We start from the raw sequence: 22,744 nt of genomic DNA, 5'->3' as shown, positions 1-22,744 counted from the left end.
GCTCGGTCAGGCATTCTCAGCGCCAGGTTGATTTGATCATAAAACATCCCATTTGTCACATAAGCCTTCGGTCACGCCCGCGCCCATGGATCAAACATGGGCGCGGGTACGACATTGAGCGGACACAGCTGGATCAGGGCATCGTCACCAGGTGGTTGTGGACGGTGTTGGCGAAGTTGTAGCCGTTGCTGGCATCCCAGTTGATGGACCAGGTCATGGCACCCCGGATGTTCGGCCAGCGGGCCGGTGGAACGAAGCTGCCGCAACTGGTTCCGGCCGCCAGACAGCTGAGCGCGCTGTTGATGACGGTCGGGTTGACGTAGCCGCCGCCCGCGGCTGAGGGGCTGGCGGGAAGACCCAGCGCGATCTGGTCCGGGCGCAGGGCGCTCTGCAGCTGAATACAGGCCAGGGCGGTGAGGAAGTTGATGCTGCCCTGCCCGTAGGCGAACATCTGGTCACAGCCGAGCATGCTGCCCGAGTTGTAGAACTGGGTGTGCACGATGGTGAGGATGTCGCGGATGTTCAGCGCCAGCGTGAAGTAGCCCGCGCCGGTCGACTGCATGTCGATGGTCTGCGGGGCCATGGTGATGAGGAGGTTGGCGCCCACCCGGGAGCGGATGGATCGCAGCGCCTGCTCCATGAAGGTCGGGTTGAGGCCGTTTTCCAGGTCGATGTCGACGCCGTCGAAGCCGAAGCTGGTGATGAGGTCGACGATGCTGTTGGCGAAATTGGTTGCGGCCGTGGAACTTCCGATCGACACCGTGCCCCGTTCGCCGCCCACCGACAGGATCACCTTCTGGTTGCGTGAGTGCAGCGTGGTGATGTCCGTGCGGAGTTGGGCGTTGGTGTAGCCGCCGAGCGCCGAGGACAGGCCCGAGTCCACGTTGAAGGTGACCGCGCCCGGCAGGCTCGGGTTGGCGTCGGCGAAGGCGACCGCCACGATGTCGTAGGTGGTCGGAACCGACGACAGCCGCAGTGGGGTGGCGCCGTTGGTGAAGTTTTGCCAGTACCCGGTGAGAAGATGCTTGGGCAGATTGCCCACCGGACATCCGGTGGTGGCGGCGGTGATCGTGGCCGGTGAGGATTCACCGCTGGCGTTGTAAGCCCGCACCGCATAGGTGTGGCTGGTGCATGCGACCAAGCCGGTGAGCGTGGCCGAAAGCCCGGTGACGGTGGTGCGCAGGGCCGTGCCCTCATAGACCCGGTAGCCGGAAACCGTTCCGGTGGAAGCGTTCCAGGCCAGCGCGAGCGAGGTGTTGGTGGTGGCGGTCACCCGCAGGTTGGCCGGTGCGCCGGGCACGCCCGTGCCGCAGCCGGTGGTGGTGACCGTGACGCTGCCGGATCGGGCCGATTCGCCCGCGCTGTTGACGCCCGCCACCGAATAGGTGTGGGTCGAACAGGTGGCCAGCCCGGAGATGGTGGCCGAGGCGCCGGTCGGGGAGGAGACGACCGTGCTGCCCTCGTAGACCCGGTAGCCGGTGACCGTACCCGAGGATGCCGTCCAGGACAGGGCGATCGAGGTGTTGGTGACAGTGCCGGCGACCGGGGTTCCGGGTGTTCCCGGTACCGGCGTGCCGCCCGCGCCTTGCAGGGACACATCGTCGGCGTAGTAGTTGCCGGTGCCGTACCAGCCGTGCAGATAGACCTGGGCGGTGCTGCCCGAGGCGGTGAAGGTGACGGTGAGTTGGGTCCAGTCGGTCGCGTTGGGCGTCCAGGTCGACGAGCCGCCGGTCACGCCGAGGTAGACGTAGCTTCCGCGCACCCAGGCGCTGAGCGTGTACTGGGTCCCCGAGACGACCGAAGCGGTCTGGACGCATTGCGAGTTGTCCAGCCCGGCCGGGACGCCCTGCAGTGCCCGGGTTCCGGTGCGCACCGGGCTGGTCACGACGCTTCCTGACGACGCGGAGCAGGTCCACGGGGAGAGGCTGCCCGACTCGAAGCCGCCGTTGACGAGCACTTCCGCGGCGGAGGCCGGCGTGGCGGCGACCGCTACGGCGGAGAGGAGCACGGCGAGCGCGGCCGCGGCCGCTAATCGCAACTGTTTCATGTGGACTCCAGCCATCGAGAGACTATTAGGAAACTTTCTTTATAGCTGTTATGTTAACGGATGTATCGACGTATGAAGGAGTACCTATGTCGAGATTTCGCATCCTCGCCGCTGCCGCGACGCTGACCGTCGTCAGCGCGCTCGCCGTGGTCCTGGCGCCCACGCTCGCCTCCGCGGCCGCGTGCGCCACCCCCTGGACGGCCTCGGCCGTCTACACGGGAGGGATGACCGCATCCCACAACGGGCACAACTGGCTGGCGAAGTGGTGGACCCAGAACGAGGCGCCGCCCGGTACCACCGGCGTCTGGGCCGACCAGGGCACCTGCGGCGGGGGCACCACGCCGCCGCCCGCAACGTGCAACTATCCCAACTGGGTGGCTGGTCAGTGGTACGCCACCGGAGCGATCGTGCGTTACACCAACGGTTTGTACTACATCGCCGAGCACGACAACCCGGGCTACGACCCCACCATCAGCACCTGGTACTGGGATCCCTATGCGTGCAGCGGCAACCCGCCGCCCACCACGACTCCACCCAACCCGGGCGGATTCGTGGTCACCGAGGCGAACTTCAACCAGATGTTCCCCGGCCGCAATTCCTTCTACACCTACTCGGGCCTGCTGGCGGCGCTGAACGCATTCCCGGCCTTCGCCAAGACCGGCAGCGACACCATCCGCCGCCAGGAAGCCGCGGCTTTCCTGGCCAACGTGAGCCACGAAACCGGTGGCCTGGTCTACATCGTGGAGCAGAACACGGCCAACTATCCGCACTACTGCGACGCGAGCCAGTCCTACGGCTGCCCGGCGGGACAGGCCGCCTACTACGGGCGCGGGCCGATCCAGCTGAGCTGGAACTTCAACTACAAGGCGGCCGGCGACGCGCTTGGGCTGCCGCTGCTGACCAACCCGTGGCTGGTGCAGAACGACGCTTCGGTGGCTTGGCGCACCGGGCTTTGGTACTGGATGACCCAGAACGGGCCGGGCACGATGACCCCGCACAACGCGATGGTCAACAGCCGTGGCTTCGGTGAGACCATCCGCAGCATCAACGGGTCCATCGAGTGCAACGGCGGCAACCCGGCACAGGTGCAGAGCCGGGTCACCAAGTATCAGCAGTTCGTGCAGATCCTCGGCACGACAGCGGGGAGCAACCTTTCCTGCTGACCTATAGCAACACCTTGGTCAGCTCGATCCGGGAACGGATGCCGAGTTTGGTGAAGATGTTGCGCATGTGATGGTCGACCGTGCGCGGGCTGAGGAACAGGCTCGCCGCGACCTCCCGGTTGGTGGCACCCTCGGCCACCAACCGGGCGATCTGAAGCTGTTGCGGGGTAAGGTTTTCCGACGGGCACGCGGGCTTGGTGTCGACGGACTCGCCGGCGGCCCGCAGCTCGGCCCGGCATCGGTCGACCCAGGCCGGCAAAGCCATCTGGCAGAAGGCTTCCAGCGCCCGGTGCAGATGCTCGCGGGCATCGCGGGCGCGCCTGCTGCGCCGCAGCTCCTGGCCGAAGAGCAACTCGGTGCGGGCGCGCTCGAAGTCGGACTCGCCTTGCAGGTGCAGCCGCAGCGCCTCCCGGAAGTGTTCCTCGGCCCGCTCACTGCCCCGCGGCGCGAGCAGTGCGTGGCAGCGCGCCGACAGCGCGCGCCGCACCGGGTCTCCGGTGGTGCTGGCCCACAGGTCGAAGCCGTAAAGGGCGGCCTTCGCGGCGGTGTGCTCACCGGATTTGGCGGCCGCCTCGGCGAGCCACGGAGTGGCCATGACCTGAATGACCACCTGCCCGTTGCCGGTGGTCATGTCGGCGATGGAGGCGAGCCGGGTCACCGCGTCGGTGGGGCGTCCGGCGATGACGTCGAGCACCGCCAAAGCCCAGCGGCACAGCGCCTTGGGCCGGTTGATCTGGCCCGCGCCCGGGGCGACGGCCACCTGATAGGTCCGGTTTAGACAGTCCTCGCGGTCGCCGCGGATGGCGGCCAGAACGGCGAGCATGGCGAGATGATCGCTGGCGTAGTTGTCCTGCCCGCTCGCGCGGGCCGAAGCCAGGCCGTCCCACGACGTGGTGGCCGCCGCGTCGTAGCGGCCGAGCCAGTACTCGGCGCACGCCAGCATCTCCAGCGCGATCGGAATCGCGGCGATCTCGCCGGCGGCGCGGGCCACCTCGACCGCGCGTGAGGCGTGGCGGTGGGCGGAGTGGTCGTCGGCGAGCAGAAGGCTGGCGGCGCTGGCGGAGGTGTGCGCGGCCGCGTCGTCGATCTGGTTTGCCAGATCGTTGACCCGCCGCAGCGCTTTGCCCGCACCCGCATGGTGGCCTTGGAACGTGGCGGCGACCCCGGCCAGATAGTCCAGGGCCAGCTCGACACGCGGCGAGTCATCCGCGCGGCGCAGCACCTTGGCGCGGCGGGTGATGTCGGTGAAACGAGCCGTGTCACCGGAGAAGCAGACCGCCTCCGAGGCGCGCATCAACGCGTTCACGGCCAGCCTGCGGTCGGCCGAGATGAGCCGGTCGTAGGCGGTGAGCATGGCGTCCAATGTGGACGCAGCCGCCCCCGAGCGCAGCTGGATCTCCCCGGCGAGAAGCTCGCTGCGGTTGCCCGCGTCGGGATCGGCGACCGGTGCGGCGCTGGTGAGCAGGCTGCGGGCACGGTCGGCGCTGCCCGACATCCAGGCATAGCGGGCCGCGCTGACGAGCCGGTTGGCCGCGTCGGCCGGTTCCGAGGTGAGCTGTGCCGCGCGTTCCAGCGCCGCCGAAGCGCGCGAATAGCCGCCGTGGGTGGCGGCGTTCTCCAGCTCGTCGGCCAGGCCGGGGTCGGGCCCGCTGGCGGCGGCCGCGAGGTGGACCGCCCGTTGCAACCGCTGGCGATGCGGGTCGCAGGCCCGCGCGAGTAGACCGTGGGCCGCCTGCCGCTGGGCGAGCGTCGCCGACTCGTAGATCAGGGGACGCAGCAGGGCGAGAGCGAAGTCCACCCGATCGTCGCTGAGCCGGATCAGCCCGGATCGCTCGGCGGGCGCCAGCGCGCCGATCTCGATCGCGGAGAGCTTGGCCGCTTTGAGGAGCCCGGCCTGGCCGATCTCGTCATCGGCGGCGGCGAGCAGGAGCAGCCAGCGGGTGTCGGCGGGCAGCCGGTCGAGCTGCGCCTGATAGGCCCGCCGCAGCACGCTGGTGGCGGGCAGCCGCAGCGGCCGGGTGAGATCCTCAGGCGTGGCAAGCGCGGTGGCGCTGCGCATCGCGCCACCGGCCAGGTCAATGATGGCCTGCGGATTGCCCTCGCCCGCCTCCACCACGCGGGTGCGGGCCGGCTCGGTGAGGCCGAGGTCTTCGGCGAGCAGGAGACAGGCCTGCGCATCGAGCGGGCCGAGCCGCAGCCGGGGGATGCCGGTGAGGGGCAGGTCCGTCCCGGTGGCGATCACCGCGGCGATCGGCGTGCCACTGAGCCTGCGGGCGGCGAACAGCAGGATGTCCAAAGTGGATGGCTCGATCAGATGGGCGTCGTCGATCAGGCACAGCACTGGACGCTGCGCACCGGCTGCGGTCAAAAGGTCAAGCAGGGCACGGGAAAGCGCGAGCCTGTCCGGGGTGTCCAGGATCGCCGCGTCCGCACGCAGCGGCTTGATGAGGTCATAGATGGCGGCGAGGGGAAGCTCGCTTTCCTCGGCATAGCCGCGGCAGCGAAGGATGGTGTGGCCGCCCGCTTCGGCGGCGGCGTGCTCGAGTAGCGCCGATTTGCCCGTGCCCAGCTCGCCGTGCAGGACCAACGCGCTACCCGCCCCCTGGGCAGCCAGGGCCACCAGGCCCGATATCGCTTCGCGCTCCCAGGACCGGCCCCGCAGTGTCTGCGTGGACCGACCGCGGAGCTCATGTATATGCACCGGGGATGCACTATTCACATGACCAGTGTTACCCAGAAGAAACCAGATGGAAAGGCCTTGTTATCAGGCGCTTGTCAAAAGGGCTCCCACAGTGCGGGTCATCACTGCCCGCGCCTTGTCGACAGACAGGCCCAGACCGTCGCGCAGCATCGACCAGGCCGGCCACATCGTCGCCGCCAAAATCCCGTGCAGCAGCTGGTCACGGTTGGCGCCCGCGGCCTCCAGCTCGACGGCGAAGAGGGTCTCCACCTCGTCGCGCAGCCGCTCGATGTGCTTGGCGCGGTTGCGCTGCAGCTGCGGCGAGATCGCCTCGCGCATGTGCGACGCGCGCGCGTTGGGGCCGATCAGCTGAAGCATCGAGGCGCGCTGGCGGCAGAACGCGTCCACCCGTTTGGGCAGCGGCAAGGCGGGCGAAACGGGTTTGAAGGCCGCGTCGACCTGGGCGAGCACCTTCTCCCCGCTCGCCTCGAACAGCGTTTCCATGTCCTTGAAGTTGGTCCACAGCGCGCGCAGCGACACCCCGGCCCGGTCGGCGATCTTCTCCCCGGTCGGGCGCAGATCACCCTCGGCGATCAGGGCCAGATGGGCCTCCACGATCGCGGCGCGGGTGCGCTCGGCACGGGCTGTCCGGCCATCCACCCGGCCTGGCGCTTCGGTGCTGGTCACACGACTGCTCCTTGCAGCTCGCCAATATCAAACCTGCACGCTGAGTGTAAACGCAGCGCGGCGAGGCGGGCCGGGTAGACCGGCCCGCCTCTACTCATCCGACTAGCTCGGAATTGACGAGGTTGGGGGAGCCGGGCGCTCACCGGTGAATTCGATCACCGGGCCGCCCTCCGAGTCGGTCTCGAAGACCTTGCCGAAGTAGGACTGCACGTCGGCCGAGATCTTCGTCATGCGCTGGCCGCCGTACCCGGAGTGGTCATCCTTGGCGTAGCGAAGCGGGGCAATGCCGGGACCTTTGAAGCCGCCCTTCTCGATCGCCGCGATGATGCCTTCCCGCGTCAGATCCTTACCGGCCGCGACGAGGGCCTGCACGAACAGGTACCCGACGGAAAGGCCGTAAATCGCGTTGCCGTTGAACGGCGCCTTGCCGTTGTACTGGTCGTGGATCTTCTTGAACATCGCCGTCCACGGGTCGGACATGTCGATCGGCGAAGGCAGATAGGAGACCGCGAGCATCCCCTCCAGCAGACCCTTGTTGGCGCCCAGCTGCTTGGCCAGGGTCGGGTAGTCCGAGCCCACGTTGGAGACGACCCACTGCGGTTTGAAGGCCAGCCGGGCCGCCGTGCCGATGGACAGGGCGGTGAAACCGGGCACGGTCGCCAGCACGACCACCTCGCAGGCCGCCGTCTTCAGCGCGCCGATCTGCGGGCCGACGTCGGGGTTGCTGGTGACGTACTTCTGCCGCTCGACGATGCCCGAGGCGCCCAGCACCTTCTCCAGACCGGCCAGCTCGTCGCGGCCGAAGTCGTCGTCCTGGCCCATGTAGCAGACCTTCTTGCCGGCGAAGTTCTCCTTGATGTGGTTGGCAAGGATCTTGCCTTCGACCGTGTAGTCGGGGTTGTAGGCGAAGGTGTGCGGGTACTTCTGCGGCTGGTCCCAGCTGCGGCTGCCCGAGGCCACGAAAAGGTCGGGCACCTTGTTGGTCTTCAGGAAGTCGAGCACGTTGGTGTGGGTGGGCGTGCCGAGCCCGTTGAGGATCGCGAACACCTTGTCCTGCAAGACAAGCTGGCGAACCACGGTCTGGGTGTTGGCGGGGTTGTACCCGTCGTCCATCACCTTGTAGGTGATTTTGCGGCCGTTGATCCCGCCCGCCGCGTTGACGAAGTCGAAGTAGGCCTTGGTGGCCGGGGAGATCTCCGAGTACCCGGCCGCGGCAGGCCCGGTCAGCGGCTGGTGGGTGCCGACCAGGATCTCGGTGGCGGTGACGCCGGTCGAGTCCCCCTTCGGCGCGGCCGGCTGACCCCCGCCCCCGCTGCTGCAAGCGGCCAGCAGCGCCGAGGCGGCGATGATGATCATGCCCCGTCTGAAAGTCCTATACATGGTTGCGCCCTTTCCTTATCCGGTGGGAGATGCGTTGAACGAGGCTTTGCAGACCGCCCGGAGCGACAAGCATCACGACGATCAAGGTGAGGCCGAAGATCGCGAGTGCCAGGTTGCCGTCGAGCTTGCGAGCCAGCTCGGGCGAGGCGGTGATCCCTTCGGTGAGGGAGTTGGTGAGGTCGGGCAGCGCGACGAGCAGGAAGGCCCCCCATACCGCCCCGGCCAGGTTGCCCAGACCGCCGATGACTATGGCCAGCAACAGGTACAGCGAAAGGGTCAGCGAGAACGCGCCCGGGGAAACGTTCTGGGCAAGGAACGCCAGCAGAGCTCCGCCCAGACCGGCCGGTGCGGCACTGATGACGAACGACAGCACCTGGGTGCGTGCCACGTGGATCCCGGCCAGGCGGGCCGCGACCTCGTTGTCGCGGACCGCTCGCATGGCCCGGCCGAAGCGGCTGGATACCACGTTGGCCAACAGGAACATGACCAGCAGGGCGCTGCCCCCAGCCGTCAGCGCCTGCCATGTCTCGATCGGCAGCGTCTCCGGTGGGGTGAAGCTGACCGGAAGGCCCTGCTCGCTGTTGAACAGCCCGTCGAAGGTGACCGTGAAAGCCGGAATGGCCAGCGCCACGGCCAGGGTCAGGCCGGCCAGGTACGGGCCGCGCAGCCGGGCCGCGGCCACCCCGATGATGGCGCCCACGGCGGTGGTGGCGAGCATGGCGAGCAGCAGCGAGAGATAGAGGTTGCCAATCCCGTTCTGCGCGAACGCCATCGTGTAGGCGCCCACCGCCATCAGCGCGCCATGGCCGAGCGAGATCTGCCCGTTGAGCCCGGTGAGGATGGTCAGACCCGCTGTGGCGCAAAGGTATGCGGCCATCGTGGCGAGCTGGTAGTTGCGGAAGGGCTCCAGCTGCTGGGTCACCGCGAAGAGGAAGATGCCACCGAGCGCGGTGAAGATAAGGTGCTTCTGCAGCGTCATGCCTGCCTCGCAAAGCTTGCGGAGAAGTCGGCCGGGGGTGCGGGCGGTCTCATGCCTGCGCTCGCAGTGTTTGCAGCGAAGGCGACAGGGGGTTCGGGCAGCGTCATGCCTGCCTCGCCACGGTTGCGGAGAACAGGCCGCCCGGGCGCACCAGCAGCACGATGAGCAGCAGGGCGAGCACCGCGATCGGGGTGACGCTGCTGCCCAGATAGCCGCTGACATACGACAGGATCAGGCCGACCGCCATGCCGCCGGTGACCGCGCCGGGTGGGCTGTCCAGGCCGCCGATGACCGCCGCGGTGAAGGAGGTGACGAAGACCAGATCCATCGCGTGCGGGTTGAGGCCGAGTTCGGTGGGAATGACGAGCATTGCGGCGAGCGCGCCCACCGCGGAGGCCAGGGCCCAGCCGAGGGTGAGCATCCCGCCGACGTTCACGCCCAACAGGCGCGACACCTCGGGGGCAAAGGCCGCCGCCCGCATCCGCAGCCCTGTCGAGGTCTTCGTGAACAGCAACGCCAGCAGGAGCACCAGTGCCGCCACCGCGCCGAAGACGAAAAGGTCGTAGCGCGACAGCAGCGGTACCCCGCCCACTTCGATCGCGTTGCGGCTGAAGGGCGTGTGGGAGGGGAGGAACTCGTTGCCGTAGAGCATGCCAAGCACGGCTTGGATGAACAGCACGAGTCCTAACGCGACAATCACCTCGTTGAGCGGGTTGGCGTGGCCGACGAACCGCATGACAGCGCGTTCCACCAATGCGCCGATCATCAGTCCGGTACCAAGAGCAGCCGCAAACCCGATCCAATACGAGCCGGTCGCCTGAGTGACGCTGTAGGCCGCGTACGCGGCCGCAACCGCCATCGCCCCCTGGGCGAAGTTGACCACCCGGGCGGCCCGCCAGATGAGCACCAGCGCGAGCGCGAAGGCCGCGTAGACGGCCCCGTTGGACAGGCCGTCGAAGGTGAGAAAGACAAAGCGGTCCACTGTGGTGGATCCTCCTTTTGCTGGTTCAGCTTCCGAGATACGCGTTGCGTAGCTCTTGGGCGGTCGTGGCGGTGGCGATCCGTCCGAGCGACATCACGACCCCCGAATCGGCCACGGACAGGGCGCTGCGCGCGTTCTGCTCGACGAGAAGCACGGTCAGGCCGGTCTGGGTCCGCAGCTTTTGCAGCAGCGCCATGATCTGTGCGGTGATCTTCGGCGCGAGCCCCAGCGAGGGCTCGTCGAGCAACAGCAGCCGCGGCCGGGCCACCAGGGCCCGCCCGATGGCCAGCATCTGGCGCTCGCCGCCGGAAAGCAGGTGCCCGGCGTTGCGCTTGCGCTGCGCCAGCGGCTCGAACAGTTCATAGACCTCGGCCACTGCGGCGTTGACGTCGTTGCGCCACAACCCGCCCAGGCGCAGGTTCTCGTCCACGGTCAGCTCCGCGACCACCCCGCGGCCCTCGGGCACGTGCGCCATTCCCAAGCGCACCAGGCGTTCCACCTTGACCCGGCGCAGATCCTTGCCATCGAGCAGGATCTGCCCGGCGGTCGGGCGCAACAGCCCGGAAAGCGTGCGCAGCAACGTGGTTTTGCCCGCGCCGTTGGCGCCCAGCACGGTGACGATGGAACCGGTGGGGACGGTGAGGTCGATGTCGCGCAGCACTGGGGCCGCGCCGTATCCGGCGACCAGACCGCGTACCTGGAGAATCTCGGTCATGCCGCCGCTCCCAGGTAGGCATCGGCCACGGCCGGGTTCTCGCGTATCTGTGCCGGTGTGCCGGTGGCGATCAGGCGGCCGAAGTCGAGCACGGCCACCCGATCGCACACCCGCATCACCAGATCCATGTGGTGCTCGACGAGCAGGACGGTGCAGCCTTCCTGCCTTTTGGGCAGCCCGGCTATGAGCGCCGCCAGCTCGCCGATGTCTTCCTCGCCCAGACCGCCGGCCGGCTCATCGAGCAGCAGCAGGCGGGGCTGGGCGGCCAGGGCCCGCGCCAGGGCGACACGTTTGCCCACCGCGTAGGGCAGGGTGTGCGGGTAGGCGTTGGCGTAGTCGCCCACTCCCAGCTCGTCGAGCAGGTCGAGGGCGAGGCCGTTGAGCCTGCCCTCATCGCGTTCGCTTGCGGGCAGGGCGAACAGGGCCGAGAAGAACCCGGGGCGGGCCTGGCAGGTGGCCCCCGCCATGACGTTTTCCACCACGGTCAGCCCCTTGAAGAGCCCGACGCCCTGCAGGGTGCGCGAGATGCCATGGCGGGTAAGGCTGTGCGGCTGCGGCCGCAGCACCCGGCCGTCGTGGGTGAGCCTGCCCGACGTGGGTTGCACCAGGCCGCAGATCACATTGAACAGCGTGGTCTTGCCGGCGCCGTTCGGGCCGATGATGCCCAGCACCTTGCCGATGGGCACGTCCAGGCTCACGTCGTCGAGCGCGACCAGGCCGCCAAATCGCACGCCTATGCCGTGCAGCTCCATCGCCACCTCCGAGTTATTTACACGCAGAGTGTATGTACTTACCGAGCGGAGTCAATGACAGCGCCAATTATGTGCAATTTTGTTGCAACACTGCCGTGGTATGTGCACGAAGACTGGCGATTTCGCCGATGCGCCGGGGGTAGTGGATACGCTCACACTCCCCGCATGTCATGGCGCTGGCTCTTAGTCGTCCCGTTGGTGCTGCCGCTTCTGGTCACCGTCTACAACCGGACGGAGCCCCGGCTTTGGGGCGTGCCGTTCTTCTACTGGGCGCAGATGGCTTGCGCCCTCATCGCGATGGTCACCATCACGCTTGTTTTCCAGCTCGAGAAGCGAGGGCCGCGATGACCGACATATGGTTCTTCGCCGCCCTCACCCTGGCGATGCTCGGGTTGGGCTTCGCCGCCGCCCGCTGGCGTCGCCCGGCCCGCCCGCATTCGCTGGAGGAGTGGGGGGTGGGCGGCCGGGCCTTCGGCAACTGGGTCACCTGGTTCCTGTTGGGCGGCAGCATGTACACCGCCTACACCTTCGTGGCGGTGCCCGCTGCCACCTATGGGGTGGGCGCCATCGGGTTCTTCGCCGTTCCGTTCGCGGTCATTACGACGCCGATGATGTACCTGATCAGCACGCGCGCCTGGTCGGTGTCGCACGTGCACGGCTTCGTCACCTCGGCCGAGTTCGCCCGTGCCCGGTTCGGCTCACGCGGCCTCGCCGCGCTCATCGCGCTCACCGGGATCGCGGCCACGATGCCCTATATCGCGGTGCAGCTCATCGCGCTGCAGGCGATCCTGAAATCGGCTGGGGTGCCTGGGGAGTGGCCGCTGCTCGTGGCGGTGGTGGCGGTGTCGCTGTGCACGTTCCGGTCCGGGCTTCGCGCCCCGGCGCTGCTTTCGATCGCCAAGGACGTGTTGCTGGTGTGGCTCGTGCTCTCGATGGCGATGGTGGTCGCCTGGTCGGGCGGGTGGCGGGTGGCGTTCGAGCGAGCCGATCGGCGGCTGGCCTTCGATGCCTCCCCGGTCAGCGGCCTGCTGTTGCCTGACAACGGCCGGCTGGGCTACTTCACCCTCATCATCGGCTCGGCGCTGGCCATCTTCGCCTACCCGCACGCGGTCACCGGGATCCTCGCCGCCAAGGACCGGGCGACCATCAAGCGCAACGCGGCGGCGATGCCGCTCTACTGCCTGGCGCTGGGATTCATGGCGCTGCTCGGGATCTTCGCCATCGGCCAGGGGGTACGGCCGGTGGGCGGCGACCTGAACACGGTGATGCCGCAGCTGTTCGATGTCACGCTGCCCGCCTGGTCGGCCGGGATCGCTTATGCGGCAATAGGTGTGGCGGCGCTCATTCCCGCTGCGGTGATGTCCATCGCCGCAGCGAACCTGTTCACCAGATCCATCTACCGCGAATACCTGCGCCGCAACGCTTCGGAAGCGGAGGAGGCGACGGTGAGCCGCTACACCTCGCTGCTGATGAAATTCGGCGCCGTCGCTTGCATAGTCGCCTTCGATCAGCAGCTTTCCATTGAGCTGCAGCTGATCGGCGGCGTTGTCATCCTGCAGACCCTGCCGGCGGTGGTGGCCGGGTTGTGGACCAGCTGGTTCCATCGCTTCGCCCTGGCCGGGGGACTGCTCGGCGGGCTGGCCGTGGGCATGCTCATGCTCTACCAGGTCCCACAGCGGGCCGCGGACGGGCGGATCGTCAAGGCGCACTTCGGCGGGTCCAGCTGGCCGGTGGGAGCCCTGGGGTCGGTCTACATCGGACTGATTGCGCTCGCCGTCAACGTCGCGGTGGTGGTCGTGGCGACCATGGCCTTCAAAGCGATGCGAGTTCCGGCCGGGCGTGACCTCACCCGTCCCGAGGACTACCTCGCCGACGGCGACAGCCCGAGCCTGCAGCGCCTCGACATCCTCGTGGACGGGTTGCCCCGGGCCAAGGTGGGTGCACACGCCAAGGACGGCGGGTGACCACACCCGCCGTCCTTGACCTTGCGGACAGAGCTTTACGAGACCATCGGGCAAGTGGCTCGGTATTCCTGCACGCTTGAGCCGGTCGGGCCCGCGCAGAGGAACTGCTCATAGCGGGTGTCGTTGTCCACAAAGCGCTTGAGCCAGGCCACTGCCATCCTGCCGGTGAGGGTGTTGACCGACTGCGGGAAGAAGTGGCTGGCGTTGTTCAGCTCGAGGTACGCCTTCTCCGTCTGGCTGATGCTGTTGTAGAACGGTTCGGAGTGCGAGCTGACCGGGGCGACCGTGTCGGACTCCCCGCCGATGATCAGGGTGGGAACCCGGATCTCAGACCAGCTCTTGTCGGTGTTCCAGGGCGCCAGCGGGACGGCGGCCTGAAGCGACGGACGGTCGGAGGAGGCCTCCAGGGTGCCGCCGCCGCCCATCGAGTGCCCGCCGACGGCGAGCCGGCTGGCGTCGACGCGGGTGCGCACCGAACTGCTCTGGGTCAGGTAGTCCAGCGCGGCGAGAAGCTGGGCGCCGCGGCTGGCCGGTTGGTCGAAGCGGCTGTTGGTCTCAATGCCGATGACCACGAAGCCGTGCGACGCGATACGCGGCCCGAGCCAGCTGATGCTGGACCACGCCGCGGTGTAGCCGGGGGACATGGCGATCGCACCAAATGTGCCCTGGCTGGTGTCTGTGGGGTAGTAGATGATGCCGCCGCCGAAGCCGGCGACAGAGGACGGGACGGAAACCTGTGCTGTGGCGAAGGGACCGCGCGTCGCGTCAAGGATTGCGGTGGTGGGCGCCGGCCCCCTCTCGAACGGGTTGTCCGCTGCTTGCGCCGTGGGAGCGACAACGGCGCTGACCAGCGAGAATGTCAGCGCCAACGCGGCGACCGCGGCGGTTCTGACCCTGCTTGACGAGTGCATTCTTGCCTCCGTGCTCTCGTGCTTGCATTGACAATCGCCATTGTTCGCAGGGGCGGGTGAGAACTGCATCGGCGAAATCACCGGTCATTTCGCCGATGCGGGACTGCCCACGTGATCACCAGACTGAGGCGCATGAAGACCTTCGTCGCGTCCGACGGCGTCGAGCTTGCCTATCAAGAGTTCGGCCCGGCCGGCCCGCAGCCACCCGTGTTGCTCCATCACGGCTTCAGCACCGACGGCACCGCCAACTGGGTGCGGCCCGGGATCGTGGACGCGCTCGTGGACAGGGGCCGCCACGTGATCGTGCCGGACGCCCGTGGGCACGGCGCCTCACAGAAGCCCCACGATGCGGCTAGCTATGGCGAGGACCGGATGGCGGGCGACGTGTCTCGCCTGCTCGATCTGCTCGCCGTGGATCTGGTGGACGTGGTCGGGTACTCGATGGGAGGCATCGTGGCGCTCATCGTGGCCGCCAACGACAGCCGGGTGCGGCGGCTGGTGACCGGGGGCATCGGGGCGAGCGCGGCCGAAACCGGCGGTGTGGACCGCGGTGCGGTGCCGGGCCACGAGCTGATCTCCGGGCTGCTCGCCGACGACCCAGCGACCATCACCGATCTGCAGGTGATGGCCTTCCGCGCTTTCGCCGACGCCTCGGGCGCGGACAGGCGGGCGCTGGCCGCGCAGGCCACCGCCGCCCACCACCGGCCGATCGGGCTGGAGCGCATCACCATCCCGGCGCTGGTGCTCGCCGGGCAGGACGATCCGCTGGCGACCCGCCCCGAGGTGCTGGCCGCCGCGCTCAGCGACGCGCGGTGGAGGGTGCTCGCCGGGGATCACCTGACGGTGGTGCGCAACCCCGACTTCGCCGAGGCGATCGTCAGCTTTGTCGACGCGGGCTGAACTCCTCCAGCACCTGCTCGGCCAGCTCCAGCGAGCTGGCCGGGTCGGCGTCGGGCGAGCCGACCTCCGGGTTGAAGTTGAGATCGAGGAACACCTCGGTCACCCCGGCCTCCTGCAACTGCGCCAGATCCTCCCGGGTCTGCCCGAACGAGGAGACCATGGGCTTGCGCGTCACGAAGCGCAGCTGCCCCGGGTCGCGGCCGGCACCTTCGGCGGCGAGCTTGATGATGCCGATGGCCTCCGCGATCGCGGCCAGATCGGTTCTGCTGCTGGAAACCCAGCCGTCGGCGAGCCGACCGGCCCGGCGCAGCGCGCTGGGAGCTGAGCCGCCGAGCAGGATCGGCGGCGAGCCGGGCTTGGGTTCGAAGGTGCTTCGTGGCACCGAGTAGAAGCGGCCCTCGTGCTCGATGAACTCGTCGCGGAAAAGCTTGCGCAGCAACAGGAGGTATTCCTCGGCGCGCTTGCCGAGGCCCTCCTTGCTGGCGCCCACGGCCTGAAACTCCTCATCGGACCAGCCGTTGCCCAGGCCAATGGTCAGCCGGCCGCCGGAGACGATGTCCAGGCTGGTGAGCTGCTTGGCGGTGAGCACCGGGGAGGCGAAGGGCATGTTGAGCACGGCCACGCCCAGCCCGATCCGGCTGGTCTGGGCGGCGAGGAAGGCGAGGGTCACCAGTGGGTCTTGCACGCTGCGGTACTGCGGGAGCCAGTCGGGGCCGGACAGCAGCCGCTGGAAGGTCCAAAGTGAGTGGTATCCGAGTTCTTCGGCCCGCTGGGCGACGCGGGTCATGATCGCGGGAGTGGCCCAGGAGCCAGAATTGGGCGCGCCGAAACCGATGAGCATGCCGCAGACCTTACGCCGTGTTTAACCGACCAGTAACCTGCGCTCATGACCTCTATCGACACCTCGCCTTTCGCCCACGAGGGCTCCGCTGAAATAGGCGTGCTGGTCTGCCATGGCTTCACCGGCTCCCCGCACAGCATGCGGCCGTGGGCGCAATACCTCGCCGGGCAGGGCTGGTCGGTCAGCCTGCCGCTGCTTCCGGGCCACGGCACGCATTGGCGCGACGCCAACCGCACCAGCTGGCACGACTGGTACTCCACGATCGACGACGCCTTCACCCGGCTGCGTGAGCGGTGCGGGAAGGTCTTCGTCTGCGGGCTGTCGATGGGCGGCGGGCTGGCGTTGCGTCTGGCGGAGGAGCGTGGCGACGAGGTGGCCGGGGTCGTGGTGGTGAACCCGTCGGTGATCCTGGTGCGCTGGGACGCCAAGCTGCTGCCGCTGTTGGCCCACGTGCTGCCGTCGGCCAAGGCGATCGGCAACGACATCGCCAAGCCGGACACCTTCGAGGGCGCCTACGACCGCACGCCGGTGCGGGCCGCCGCCTCGCTGCGCGCCTTCCACTCGGTGGTGCGCAGCGATCTGCACCGGGTCACCCAGCCGCTGCTGCTGTTCCGCTCGGCCAACGACCACGTGGTGGAGCCGGTCAACAGCGAGATCGTGCTGTCGACGGTGAAGTCGGCGGACGTGACCGAGGTCGTGCTGCAGGACAGCTTCCACGTGGCCACGCTCGACCACGACGCGCCGCGCATCTTCGACGGCAGCGCCGAATTCATCAGGCGGCTGAGCGCCTGACCGCCAGCACCGTGGCGGCGGCGTGGAACTCCTCCTCGAACTGAAGCAGGGAAACCCACCGCGGCGGGATGGCGGCGGCGCCGTCGCGCGCGCCGAGCAGGCCTCCGGCTATGGCGCCGTTGGTATCGGCGTCATTGCCCAGGCGCACGATGTCCACGACGACGTCGGGAAACGGGCGTTCGTCGAGGACCGCAGCCACGGCAAGGCTCAGCGAGTCCAGCACGTACCCGGCCGCGTCATCTTCGAGGAAGGTCTGCCCGGTCAGCACGAGCATGGCCGGCTTGAGCTGGCTTCCGTAGCCGATGGCGTCGGCAACCGGTTTGCTGCCAAGCTCTTGCGCGGTCGTCTGTCCAATCGCGACTGCCTCGGCGGGCGGCTGGCCCTCCAGCAGCGCGGCGGCCATCTCGTTGTACGCGGCACAGGCCACCGTGCACCGGGTGTCGCTGTGGGTGATCCCGGAGATCTGCATCGACTCGCTGATGCGCCGCTCCCGGTCGGGCACGGCCAGCGCGGTGGGGATGCAGCGCATCAGCGAGCCGTTGCCCGCCTGGCCCTGCCCGCAGCCGCTGGTATACGGATCGCCGCTGGCGGCGAAGCGCCGCAGGCCGGTCAGCGTCGCCCGGCCCACGTCACGGGGGTTGGAGCCCTGCGCCCGGCCGGGCCAGCGGCCCTCGAGCCAGTCGAGCATGTGGCGCGCCGAGGACCGCACGACGTCTTCGTCGCCGGACTCCAGATAGGCGAGCAAGACCGCCCGGGTCAGGTCGGTGTCGTCGGTGGCGTGACCGGGCGGCCAGCCGAACGCGCCGCCGCCCACGATCTCGCGAGGGCCATCGGGATAACTCGCGCGTATGGCCGACCAGGGCGAAAACTCGACGGTCGCGCCAAGGGCGTCTCCGGCGTGCACACCGAGCAGTGCGCCGGCCAACCGATCAGTGTTCATCCCTGCATCGTCAGACACATGCGCAACGTCAGCAACTCCCCGGGCAGGGGACCGGGTTCCTATAACGGGCATATCGGACTACGATCAAAGACGGTTGTCTTCTGGGAGGGGAATCGTCATGGCTGTCACTGGGCGCGTGTTAGGCACCTTGCCCGCCTCTGACCTGGCGCGAGCCAAGGACTTCTACACGCAGAACCTCGGCCTCAAACCGGTTAGCGAAACGGAAGAAGGCCTGATTTACGAATGCAACGAGAACACCAAAATTCTGCTCTTCCCGTCCTCGGGCCGGGCCAGCGGCGATCACACCCAGGCTGTCTTTGAGGTCGACGACCTCGACGCTCAGGTTGCCGACATGAAGGGCCATGGCGTGGTCTTCGAGGAATACGACCTGCCCGGCATGAAGACCGAGAACGGCATCGTGACTTCGGGGCCGATCAGGTCCGCCTTCTTCAAGGACTCGGAAGGAAACCTGATCGCCATCTCGGAACCCATGCCGATGTGAACGCTTGACCCGGCCGGCGCCCTTGCGGGTGTTCCGGCCGGGTCGCACGTCTTTCAAACCAGTGCTCGGTAAGCGGTCCACGAGGTGAGCATGCGGGTGGACTGACCGAGCGTGAAGGCGTACATGCACGCGTCATCGGTGTAATCCATGAAGTTGCGGATCGGGTCCTGCCCCGGCGCGCTGCAGGTGTCCCGGCCGAGCGGGCAGCCGAAGGCGGGCGAGCTTTCGGCCGGGGTGTCGGCGACGTAATCCCCGGCTACCGTGCTGCAGCCACCCTGGAACGTGTGGTAAAGCCCGAGCCAGTGCCCGGTCTCGTGAGTGGCGGTGTCACCGAGGTGATAGGGCACCGCCGTCCCGCCGGGCAGGGACTCGGTGAGCACGACCACGCCGTCCATCTTGGGGCTGGCCGCGTAGCTGGACGGGAAGGTGGCCCACCCCAGCAGGCCCTGCCCGATGTTGGCGGTGTAGAGGTTCAGGACGCCGGCCCCGCCGACCCTCAGCGCGTTCTTCATCTGCGACTCGGCCGCGGAGCCGGGCGTCGCGGTATACCAGGATGCGTTGGTGGTACGGGAAATCGACTGCAACGCGAAGCGGAAGCCCGTCTCGGCGCCACCGGTGCCGGTGCCGAAAGACTGGTTGAGCACGCTGATCTGGTTCTGGATCATCGAGTCCGGGATGTCGCCGTTGGCGCGCCCGGCCCCGCGCCGGATCACGTGCACCGCGACCGGGACGGTGATGAGCAGCTGTGCGCTCATGCCGTTGGGATGACCCAGCTGACGCAGGAGCTGTGCGGTCTGTTGTTCGATCTGCGCGACCTGGGCCGGGCTGAGGTGGTTGGGGTCGTGGGCGGTGGGATAGCCGGCCCGGACCTTGGCCGGCGCGGCGTGGTCCACGCAGGACTGCGTCCGTTGGGCCTGCGCCCCGGCCGGAGCGGTGCCCGTGACCACGGACGCGATCGCGAGTGCGGAAACCGCGACTGTGCTGAGGGAACGCCTCAGATCCATCTGATCCACCTTTCTCGTCACGCTTGTGCGAATTGGCGATTACGCTAAGTGGCGATCGAGGGGTGTCGAAACCATATCTTTGGATAAATGACTTGATTGGCGATGAGTGATGCCGGGCGCTGGCCTATCCTGAGTGGGATTCACGCGGCCGGAGAGGTTGCCATGAAACGACTCGCGCTCACCCTCGCTCTGCTTGCACCCCTGCTGGCTTCCCTTCCGCCGGAGCCGGCCCGGGGCACGCCTGCCGACTCCGATGGCCGTGCCACGGTCACGGTCACCCTGGTTACCGGCGACCGGGTCACCGTGACCCGGGCCGCGGATGCGACACCGCGGGTGAGTGTGGTCCCGGCCCGCAAACCGGGGAGGGTGACCACCTTTCACACCACGATGGTTAACGGCTCGGTCCGAGTCGTTCCCGGTGATGTGGCGCGTCTGGTTCCGGGCGTGCTCGATCCGCGGCTCTTCGACGTTATGGCGCTGGCCGAAGTGTCTACACAGGACTCTATTCCGCTAATCGTGCAAGGACCGGCCGGGACACGGTGGAGATCAGGTAAGCAGTTGCCGAGCATCAACGCGGTGGCGGTGGGGCTTTCCGCGGGCGAAGCGATGGCGCTAACGGGTGAAGCCGCGGTGGCGCGCTCAGGTGTGGAGCGAATATGGCTTGACTCTCGCGTTCACGCTGATCATCTTCAGAATCCGAAACCCAAGTGGGACACCAACCTTGACCAGATAGGCGCGCCGGCCGCGTGGGCGGCCGGGCTCAGCGGCGCGGGCGTGACCGTCGCGGTGCTCGACACCGGCGTCGACGCCACGCATCCCGACCTCGCCGGGCGAGTGGCGCTGGCGCAGAACTTCACCTCCGGCCCGGACGCGGTCGACCGCAACGGCCACGGCACCCACGTCGCCTCCCTCCTCGCCGGCTCCGGCGCGGCCTCAGGCAGCGCCGCCTCAGGCAGTGCCGCATCAGGCGGCGCAGAGGGTGACGCCGCAGGGGGCGGCGCAGAGGGTGACGCCGCAGGGGGCGGCGTGGCAGGGGGCGGCGTGGACAGGCGGGGGGCGCGGCGGGGGGTGGCGTTTGGGTCGACGTTGTTGGTGGGCAAGGTGCTTGACGATGACGGGGCGGGCAGCTTCTCCGACATCATCGCCGGGATGGAGTGGGCGGCGGCCCGTGCCCGGATCGTCAACATGAGCCTTGGCAGCGACTTTCCCAGTGCCGGCAACGACCCGCTCAGCCTCGCCGTGCAGTCGCTGACCCAGGCTCACGGCACCCTCTTCGTCGCCAGCGCGGGAAACCGGGGCCCGGCGGGCGGGAGCGTCGGGTCGCCGGGGGCGGCGCCGGCAGCGCTGACCGTGGGGGCGGTGGACTTGCGCGACCGGCTGGCCGATTTCTCCAGCCGCGGGCCGCGGCCGGGTGACTATGGCATGAAACCGGATCTGGTCGCGCCCGGCGTGGACATCATCGCCGCCCGCGCGGCCGGGACAGAGCTGGGTGACCCGGTGGGCGAGCGTTACACCCGGCTCAGTGGCACCTCGATGGCCGCGCCGCAGGCGGCCGGTGCCGCCGCGCTGATGGCCCAGCTTCATCCACAGTGGACCGGTAGCGACCTCAAGGCCCTGCTGATGGGCAGCGCCACCGCGGTGGGCGGGGCGTTCGAGGCCGGGGCGGGGCGGGTGGACCTGGCGGCCGCGCTGCCGCAGACGGTCATCGCCACGCAGCCCTCGGCCGCTTTCGGTTTCGCGGCCTACCCGCAGGCGGGGCTTCCCCCGGTCAGCGCTCAGGTGAGCCTGGCCAATAAGGGCAGCCGCCCGGTCACGCTCGACCTTGCCACGCAAGGGGTCAACTTCAGCGTCACCCCTTCGAGGGTGAGCCTGCCCGCGGGCGGTCAGGCCGCTGTCACCGTGACCGCCGCCGTCGACGTGGGCGGGTTCGGTCCGGTGTCCGGGGCACTGGTGGCCGGGCGCAAGGTAAGGATCCCGCTCGGGGTGGTCAGGGAAGAGGTGCACCATCACCTGAAGATCCGCGCGGTGGACCGGCTCGGCGCCTCCGAACAGATCGAGACGCTCGCCTGGCTGGTGAACCTGCAGGATGCCACGAAGTCGCCGCCCGACCCGGTGCTGCTGACCGGGGGAGAGGGGACGGTGCGGTTGCGGCCGGGCGTCTACACGGTGACCGCCGCGATTCCCACCATCGAGGAGGGGGAGCCCGATCCCGGCGGCGACGTTCCGGTGGTCACCTCGATCTCCATCGCCACGAAGGCGGAGGTGACCGTGGCCGCCGACGGCGAGGTGGTGCTCGACGCACGGCAGGCCCGGCCGCTGACCGCGACGGTGGCCGGACGTCAGACCGTTCCCGTTGACGTGCAGGTGTTTGTGGCCGCGAAGGACCGGGCGGGCAACAGCTCGGTGCTGTCCTACGCCACCAGCGCGCAGGACGTGATCGAGGGCAAGCTGTTCATCGAGCCGACCACTCCGGCCAGGCATGGCGATCTGGAGCTGAGCAGCAAGTGGCGGCTGGACACCGTGGGCGGCGGGCCGACCTACGATCTGCAGTTCGCCGATCGGGTGTTCCCGGCATCGCTGGACTACGTGGTCGATCCGCGCTCGCTGGCGCAGGTGCAGACCACCTACCGGGTGCCGGATTCCCCGGCCGAGTACGTGGAGGGCAGGTTCGTGCACACGCCACTGACCCCGGTGAGCGTGGCGATCCTCCAACCCGGACCGGCGGCCCCAGCTCAGCGGGTTGAGTGGCTTTCGCCTGGTACCAAGGCAGAATGGTTCCAATGCGCCAATGTGCTGGTGGCGCAGGAGGGCATCGGCGGCTACTGCCAGGCACCGGCTGGCTACCGGCGGGCTCAGAGCGTGCAGCGGGATTGGCTCCGGGCACCGTTGCGGACCAGGGCGGCGGTCTCGTTCAGCCGCACCCGGCTGTTCGTGGGCATGGACGAGCTGGCCGATGACGCCGGCAACGCGGGCTCGCTGGCCAGCTATGTCTTCCCCGAGCGATCCTTCTCCCTGTACCGCAACGACGTGCTGATAGCCCAAGGGCCGGATGCGCTGGGCGGGCACCGGATAGCGCCTGGCCCGGCGGCCTACCGGCTGACCCGCTCGCTGGTCTTGCGCCCGGGCCTGATCGGGCTGTCCACCGAGGTGAACACGTCCTGGACCTTCTTCACCCCACCGGAAAAGCAGACCGAGGCGGCGCTGGTGGAGGTGGCCGTGCACGCGCCGGTGGATGCCAACAACCATGTGCCGGCGGGGTCGGCGATGACCGTGGAGGTGACCCATCCCGGCGGCAGGCTGGCCGGGGTGCAGCTGCAGCTGTCCACAGACGACGGAAAGACTTGGCACACGATGGGCCTGCGCCCGGCCGGGGCCGGCCGGTTCCGGGTGGAGCTGGCGGCGGTGACCGGAGTTGTCTCCTTGCGCACCAAGGCTTCCGACACCAGTGGCGCGGCGACCGAGCAGACCGTAGTGCGGGCTTTCGTGGTGGACCCGCCCGGGTAAC

The 22,744-nt window shown here is 68.5% G+C and carries 19 protein-coding genes; 7 read left to right on the top strand and 12 right to left on the bottom strand.

The genetic code is table 11. The features are described from left to right. Positions 1–133: 133 nt before the first annotated feature. A complete protein-coding gene (locus Rhe02_RS49950) occupies positions 134–2,047 on the bottom strand; it encodes a fibronectin type III domain-containing protein (protein ID WP_239123989.1) in 1,914 nt (637 codons plus the stop codon). Between the two features lie 86 nt (positions 2,048–2,133). Here Rhe02_RS49950 and Rhe02_RS22640 point away from each other — a divergent pair, with 86 nt between their 5' ends. Next, on the top strand, positions 2,134–3,210 hold the full coding sequence (locus tag Rhe02_RS22640) for a glycoside hydrolase family 19 protein (RefSeq protein WP_203910315.1): 1,077 nt from the start codon (positions 2,134–2,136) through the stop codon (positions 3,208–3,210). A gap of 1 nt (position 3,211) precedes the next feature. Here the strand turns inward: Rhe02_RS22640 and Rhe02_RS22635 are convergent, their stop codons facing one another. The 7 genes from Rhe02_RS22635 to Rhe02_RS22605 form a co-directional block, all read right to left on the bottom strand. After that, the gene (locus Rhe02_RS22635; RefSeq protein WP_203910314.1) at positions 3,212–5,911 is read right to left on the bottom strand and encodes a helix-turn-helix transcriptional regulator; all 2,700 of its coding nucleotides are present in this window, start codon (positions 5,909–5,911) and stop codon (positions 3,212–3,214) included. A 63-nt stretch (positions 5,912–5,974) separates the two neighbouring features. Then, complete coding sequence (locus tag Rhe02_RS22630; RefSeq protein WP_203910313.1) at positions 5,975–6,577, bottom strand: TetR/AcrR family transcriptional regulator; 603 nt, start codon at positions 6,575–6,577, stop codon at positions 5,975–5,977. A 102-nt stretch (positions 6,578–6,679) separates the two neighbouring features. Further along, complete coding sequence (locus Rhe02_RS22625; protein WP_203910312.1) at positions 6,680–7,957, bottom strand: ABC transporter substrate-binding protein; 1,278 nt, start codon at positions 7,955–7,957, stop codon at positions 6,680–6,682. Then, positions 7,950–8,936: a branched-chain amino acid ABC transporter permease gene (locus Rhe02_RS22620; protein WP_203910311.1), complete on the bottom strand. Its 987-nt coding sequence runs from the start codon at positions 8,934–8,936 to the stop codon at positions 7,950–7,952. Before Rhe02_RS22620 ends, Rhe02_RS22625 begins: the two co-directional genes overlap by 8 nt. A gap of 103 nt (positions 8,937–9,039) precedes the next feature. Then, a complete protein-coding gene (locus tag Rhe02_RS22615) occupies positions 9,040–9,918 on the bottom strand; it encodes a branched-chain amino acid ABC transporter permease (RefSeq protein ID WP_203910310.1) in 879 nt (292 codons plus the stop codon). Between the two features lie 25 nt (positions 9,919–9,943). Continuing rightward, positions 9,944–10,633 carry an ABC transporter ATP-binding protein gene (locus Rhe02_RS22610; protein ID WP_203910309.1) on the bottom strand — a complete coding sequence of 230 codons (690 nt, stop codon included), beginning with the start codon at positions 10,631–10,633 and terminating at the stop codon, positions 9,944–9,946. Beyond that, positions 10,630–11,385 carry an ABC transporter ATP-binding protein gene (locus tag Rhe02_RS22605; protein ID WP_203910308.1) on the bottom strand — a complete coding sequence of 252 codons (756 nt, stop codon included), beginning with the start codon at positions 11,383–11,385 and terminating at the stop codon, positions 10,630–10,632. The genes Rhe02_RS22610 and Rhe02_RS22605 overlap by 4 nt, the downstream gene beginning before the upstream one ends. Before the next feature lie 165 nt (positions 11,386–11,550). On the opposite strand from Rhe02_RS22605, the gene Rhe02_RS22600 reads away from it, so the two are divergent. Then, positions 11,551–11,733 (top strand): DUF3311 domain-containing protein, encoded by a 183-nt coding sequence (locus Rhe02_RS22600; RefSeq protein WP_203910307.1) that lies wholly within the window; start codon positions 11,551–11,553, stop codon positions 11,731–11,733. Beyond that, entirely contained in the window at positions 11,730–13,349 is a 1,620-nt protein-coding gene (locus tag Rhe02_RS22595) for a sodium:solute symporter family protein (RefSeq protein WP_203910306.1), read from the top strand. The genes Rhe02_RS22600 and Rhe02_RS22595 overlap by 4 nt, the downstream gene beginning before the upstream one ends. A 35-nt stretch (positions 13,350–13,384) precedes the next feature. Here Rhe02_RS22595 and Rhe02_RS22590 read toward each other — a convergent pair whose 3' ends face one another. Then, on the bottom strand, positions 13,385–14,260 hold the full coding sequence (locus Rhe02_RS22590) for an alpha/beta hydrolase family protein (RefSeq protein WP_203910305.1): 876 nt from the start codon (positions 14,258–14,260) through the stop codon (positions 13,385–13,387). A 132-nt stretch (positions 14,261–14,392) separates the two neighbouring features. Here Rhe02_RS22590 and Rhe02_RS22585 point away from each other — a divergent pair, with 132 nt between their 5' ends. Continuing rightward, on the top strand, positions 14,393–15,160 hold the full coding sequence (locus Rhe02_RS22585) for an alpha/beta fold hydrolase (protein WP_203910304.1): 768 nt from the start codon (positions 14,393–14,395) through the stop codon (positions 15,158–15,160). Here Rhe02_RS22585 and Rhe02_RS22580 read toward each other — a convergent pair. Next, positions 15,138–16,001, bottom strand: a complete 864-nt coding sequence (locus Rhe02_RS22580) for a TIGR03619 family F420-dependent LLM class oxidoreductase (protein ID WP_203910303.1) — start codon at positions 15,999–16,001, stop codon at positions 15,138–15,140. The two genes, Rhe02_RS22585 and Rhe02_RS22580, sit on opposite strands and share 23 nt — an antisense overlap. Positions 16,002–16,046: 45 nt before the next feature. On the opposite strand from Rhe02_RS22580, the gene Rhe02_RS22575 reads away from it, so the two are divergent. Then, entirely contained in the window at positions 16,047–16,793 is a 747-nt protein-coding gene (locus tag Rhe02_RS22575) for an alpha/beta hydrolase (RefSeq protein ID WP_239123988.1), read from the top strand. Here the strand turns inward: Rhe02_RS22575 and Rhe02_RS22570 are convergent. Further along, positions 16,774–17,733: an ADP-ribosylglycohydrolase family protein gene (locus Rhe02_RS22570; protein WP_203910302.1), complete on the bottom strand. Its 960-nt coding sequence runs from the start codon at positions 17,731–17,733 to the stop codon at positions 16,774–16,776. The genes Rhe02_RS22575 and Rhe02_RS22570 overlap by 20 nt on opposite strands. 118 nt (positions 17,734–17,851) lie before the next feature. Here Rhe02_RS22570 and Rhe02_RS22565 point away from each other — a divergent pair, with 118 nt between their 5' ends. Further along, positions 17,852–18,235 (top strand): VOC family protein, encoded by a 384-nt coding sequence (locus Rhe02_RS22565; RefSeq protein WP_203910301.1) that lies wholly within the window; start codon positions 17,852–17,854, stop codon positions 18,233–18,235. Positions 18,236–18,288: 53 nt separating this feature from the next. On the opposite strand, the gene Rhe02_RS22560 is transcribed toward Rhe02_RS22565, so the two are convergent. Continuing rightward, positions 18,289–19,239, bottom strand: a complete 951-nt coding sequence (locus Rhe02_RS22560) for a zinc metalloprotease (protein WP_203910300.1) — start codon at positions 19,237–19,239, stop codon at positions 18,289–18,291. Between the two features lie 162 nt (positions 19,240–19,401). Between Rhe02_RS22560 and Rhe02_RS22555 the strand changes: the two genes are divergently transcribed. Beyond that, positions 19,402–22,743, top strand: a complete 3,342-nt coding sequence (locus Rhe02_RS22555) for a S8 family serine peptidase (protein ID WP_203910299.1) — start codon at positions 19,402–19,404, stop codon at positions 22,741–22,743. Position 22,744: the final 1 nt, after the last annotated feature.

Source organism: Rhizocola hellebori (genome assembly GCF_016862955.1).
GTDB lineage: Bacteria > Actinomycetota > Actinomycetes > Mycobacteriales > Micromonosporaceae > Rhizocola > Rhizocola hellebori.
The sequence above is the reverse complement of the archived record's forward strand: the minus strand, read 5'-3'. Positions and strand labels throughout refer to the sequence as shown.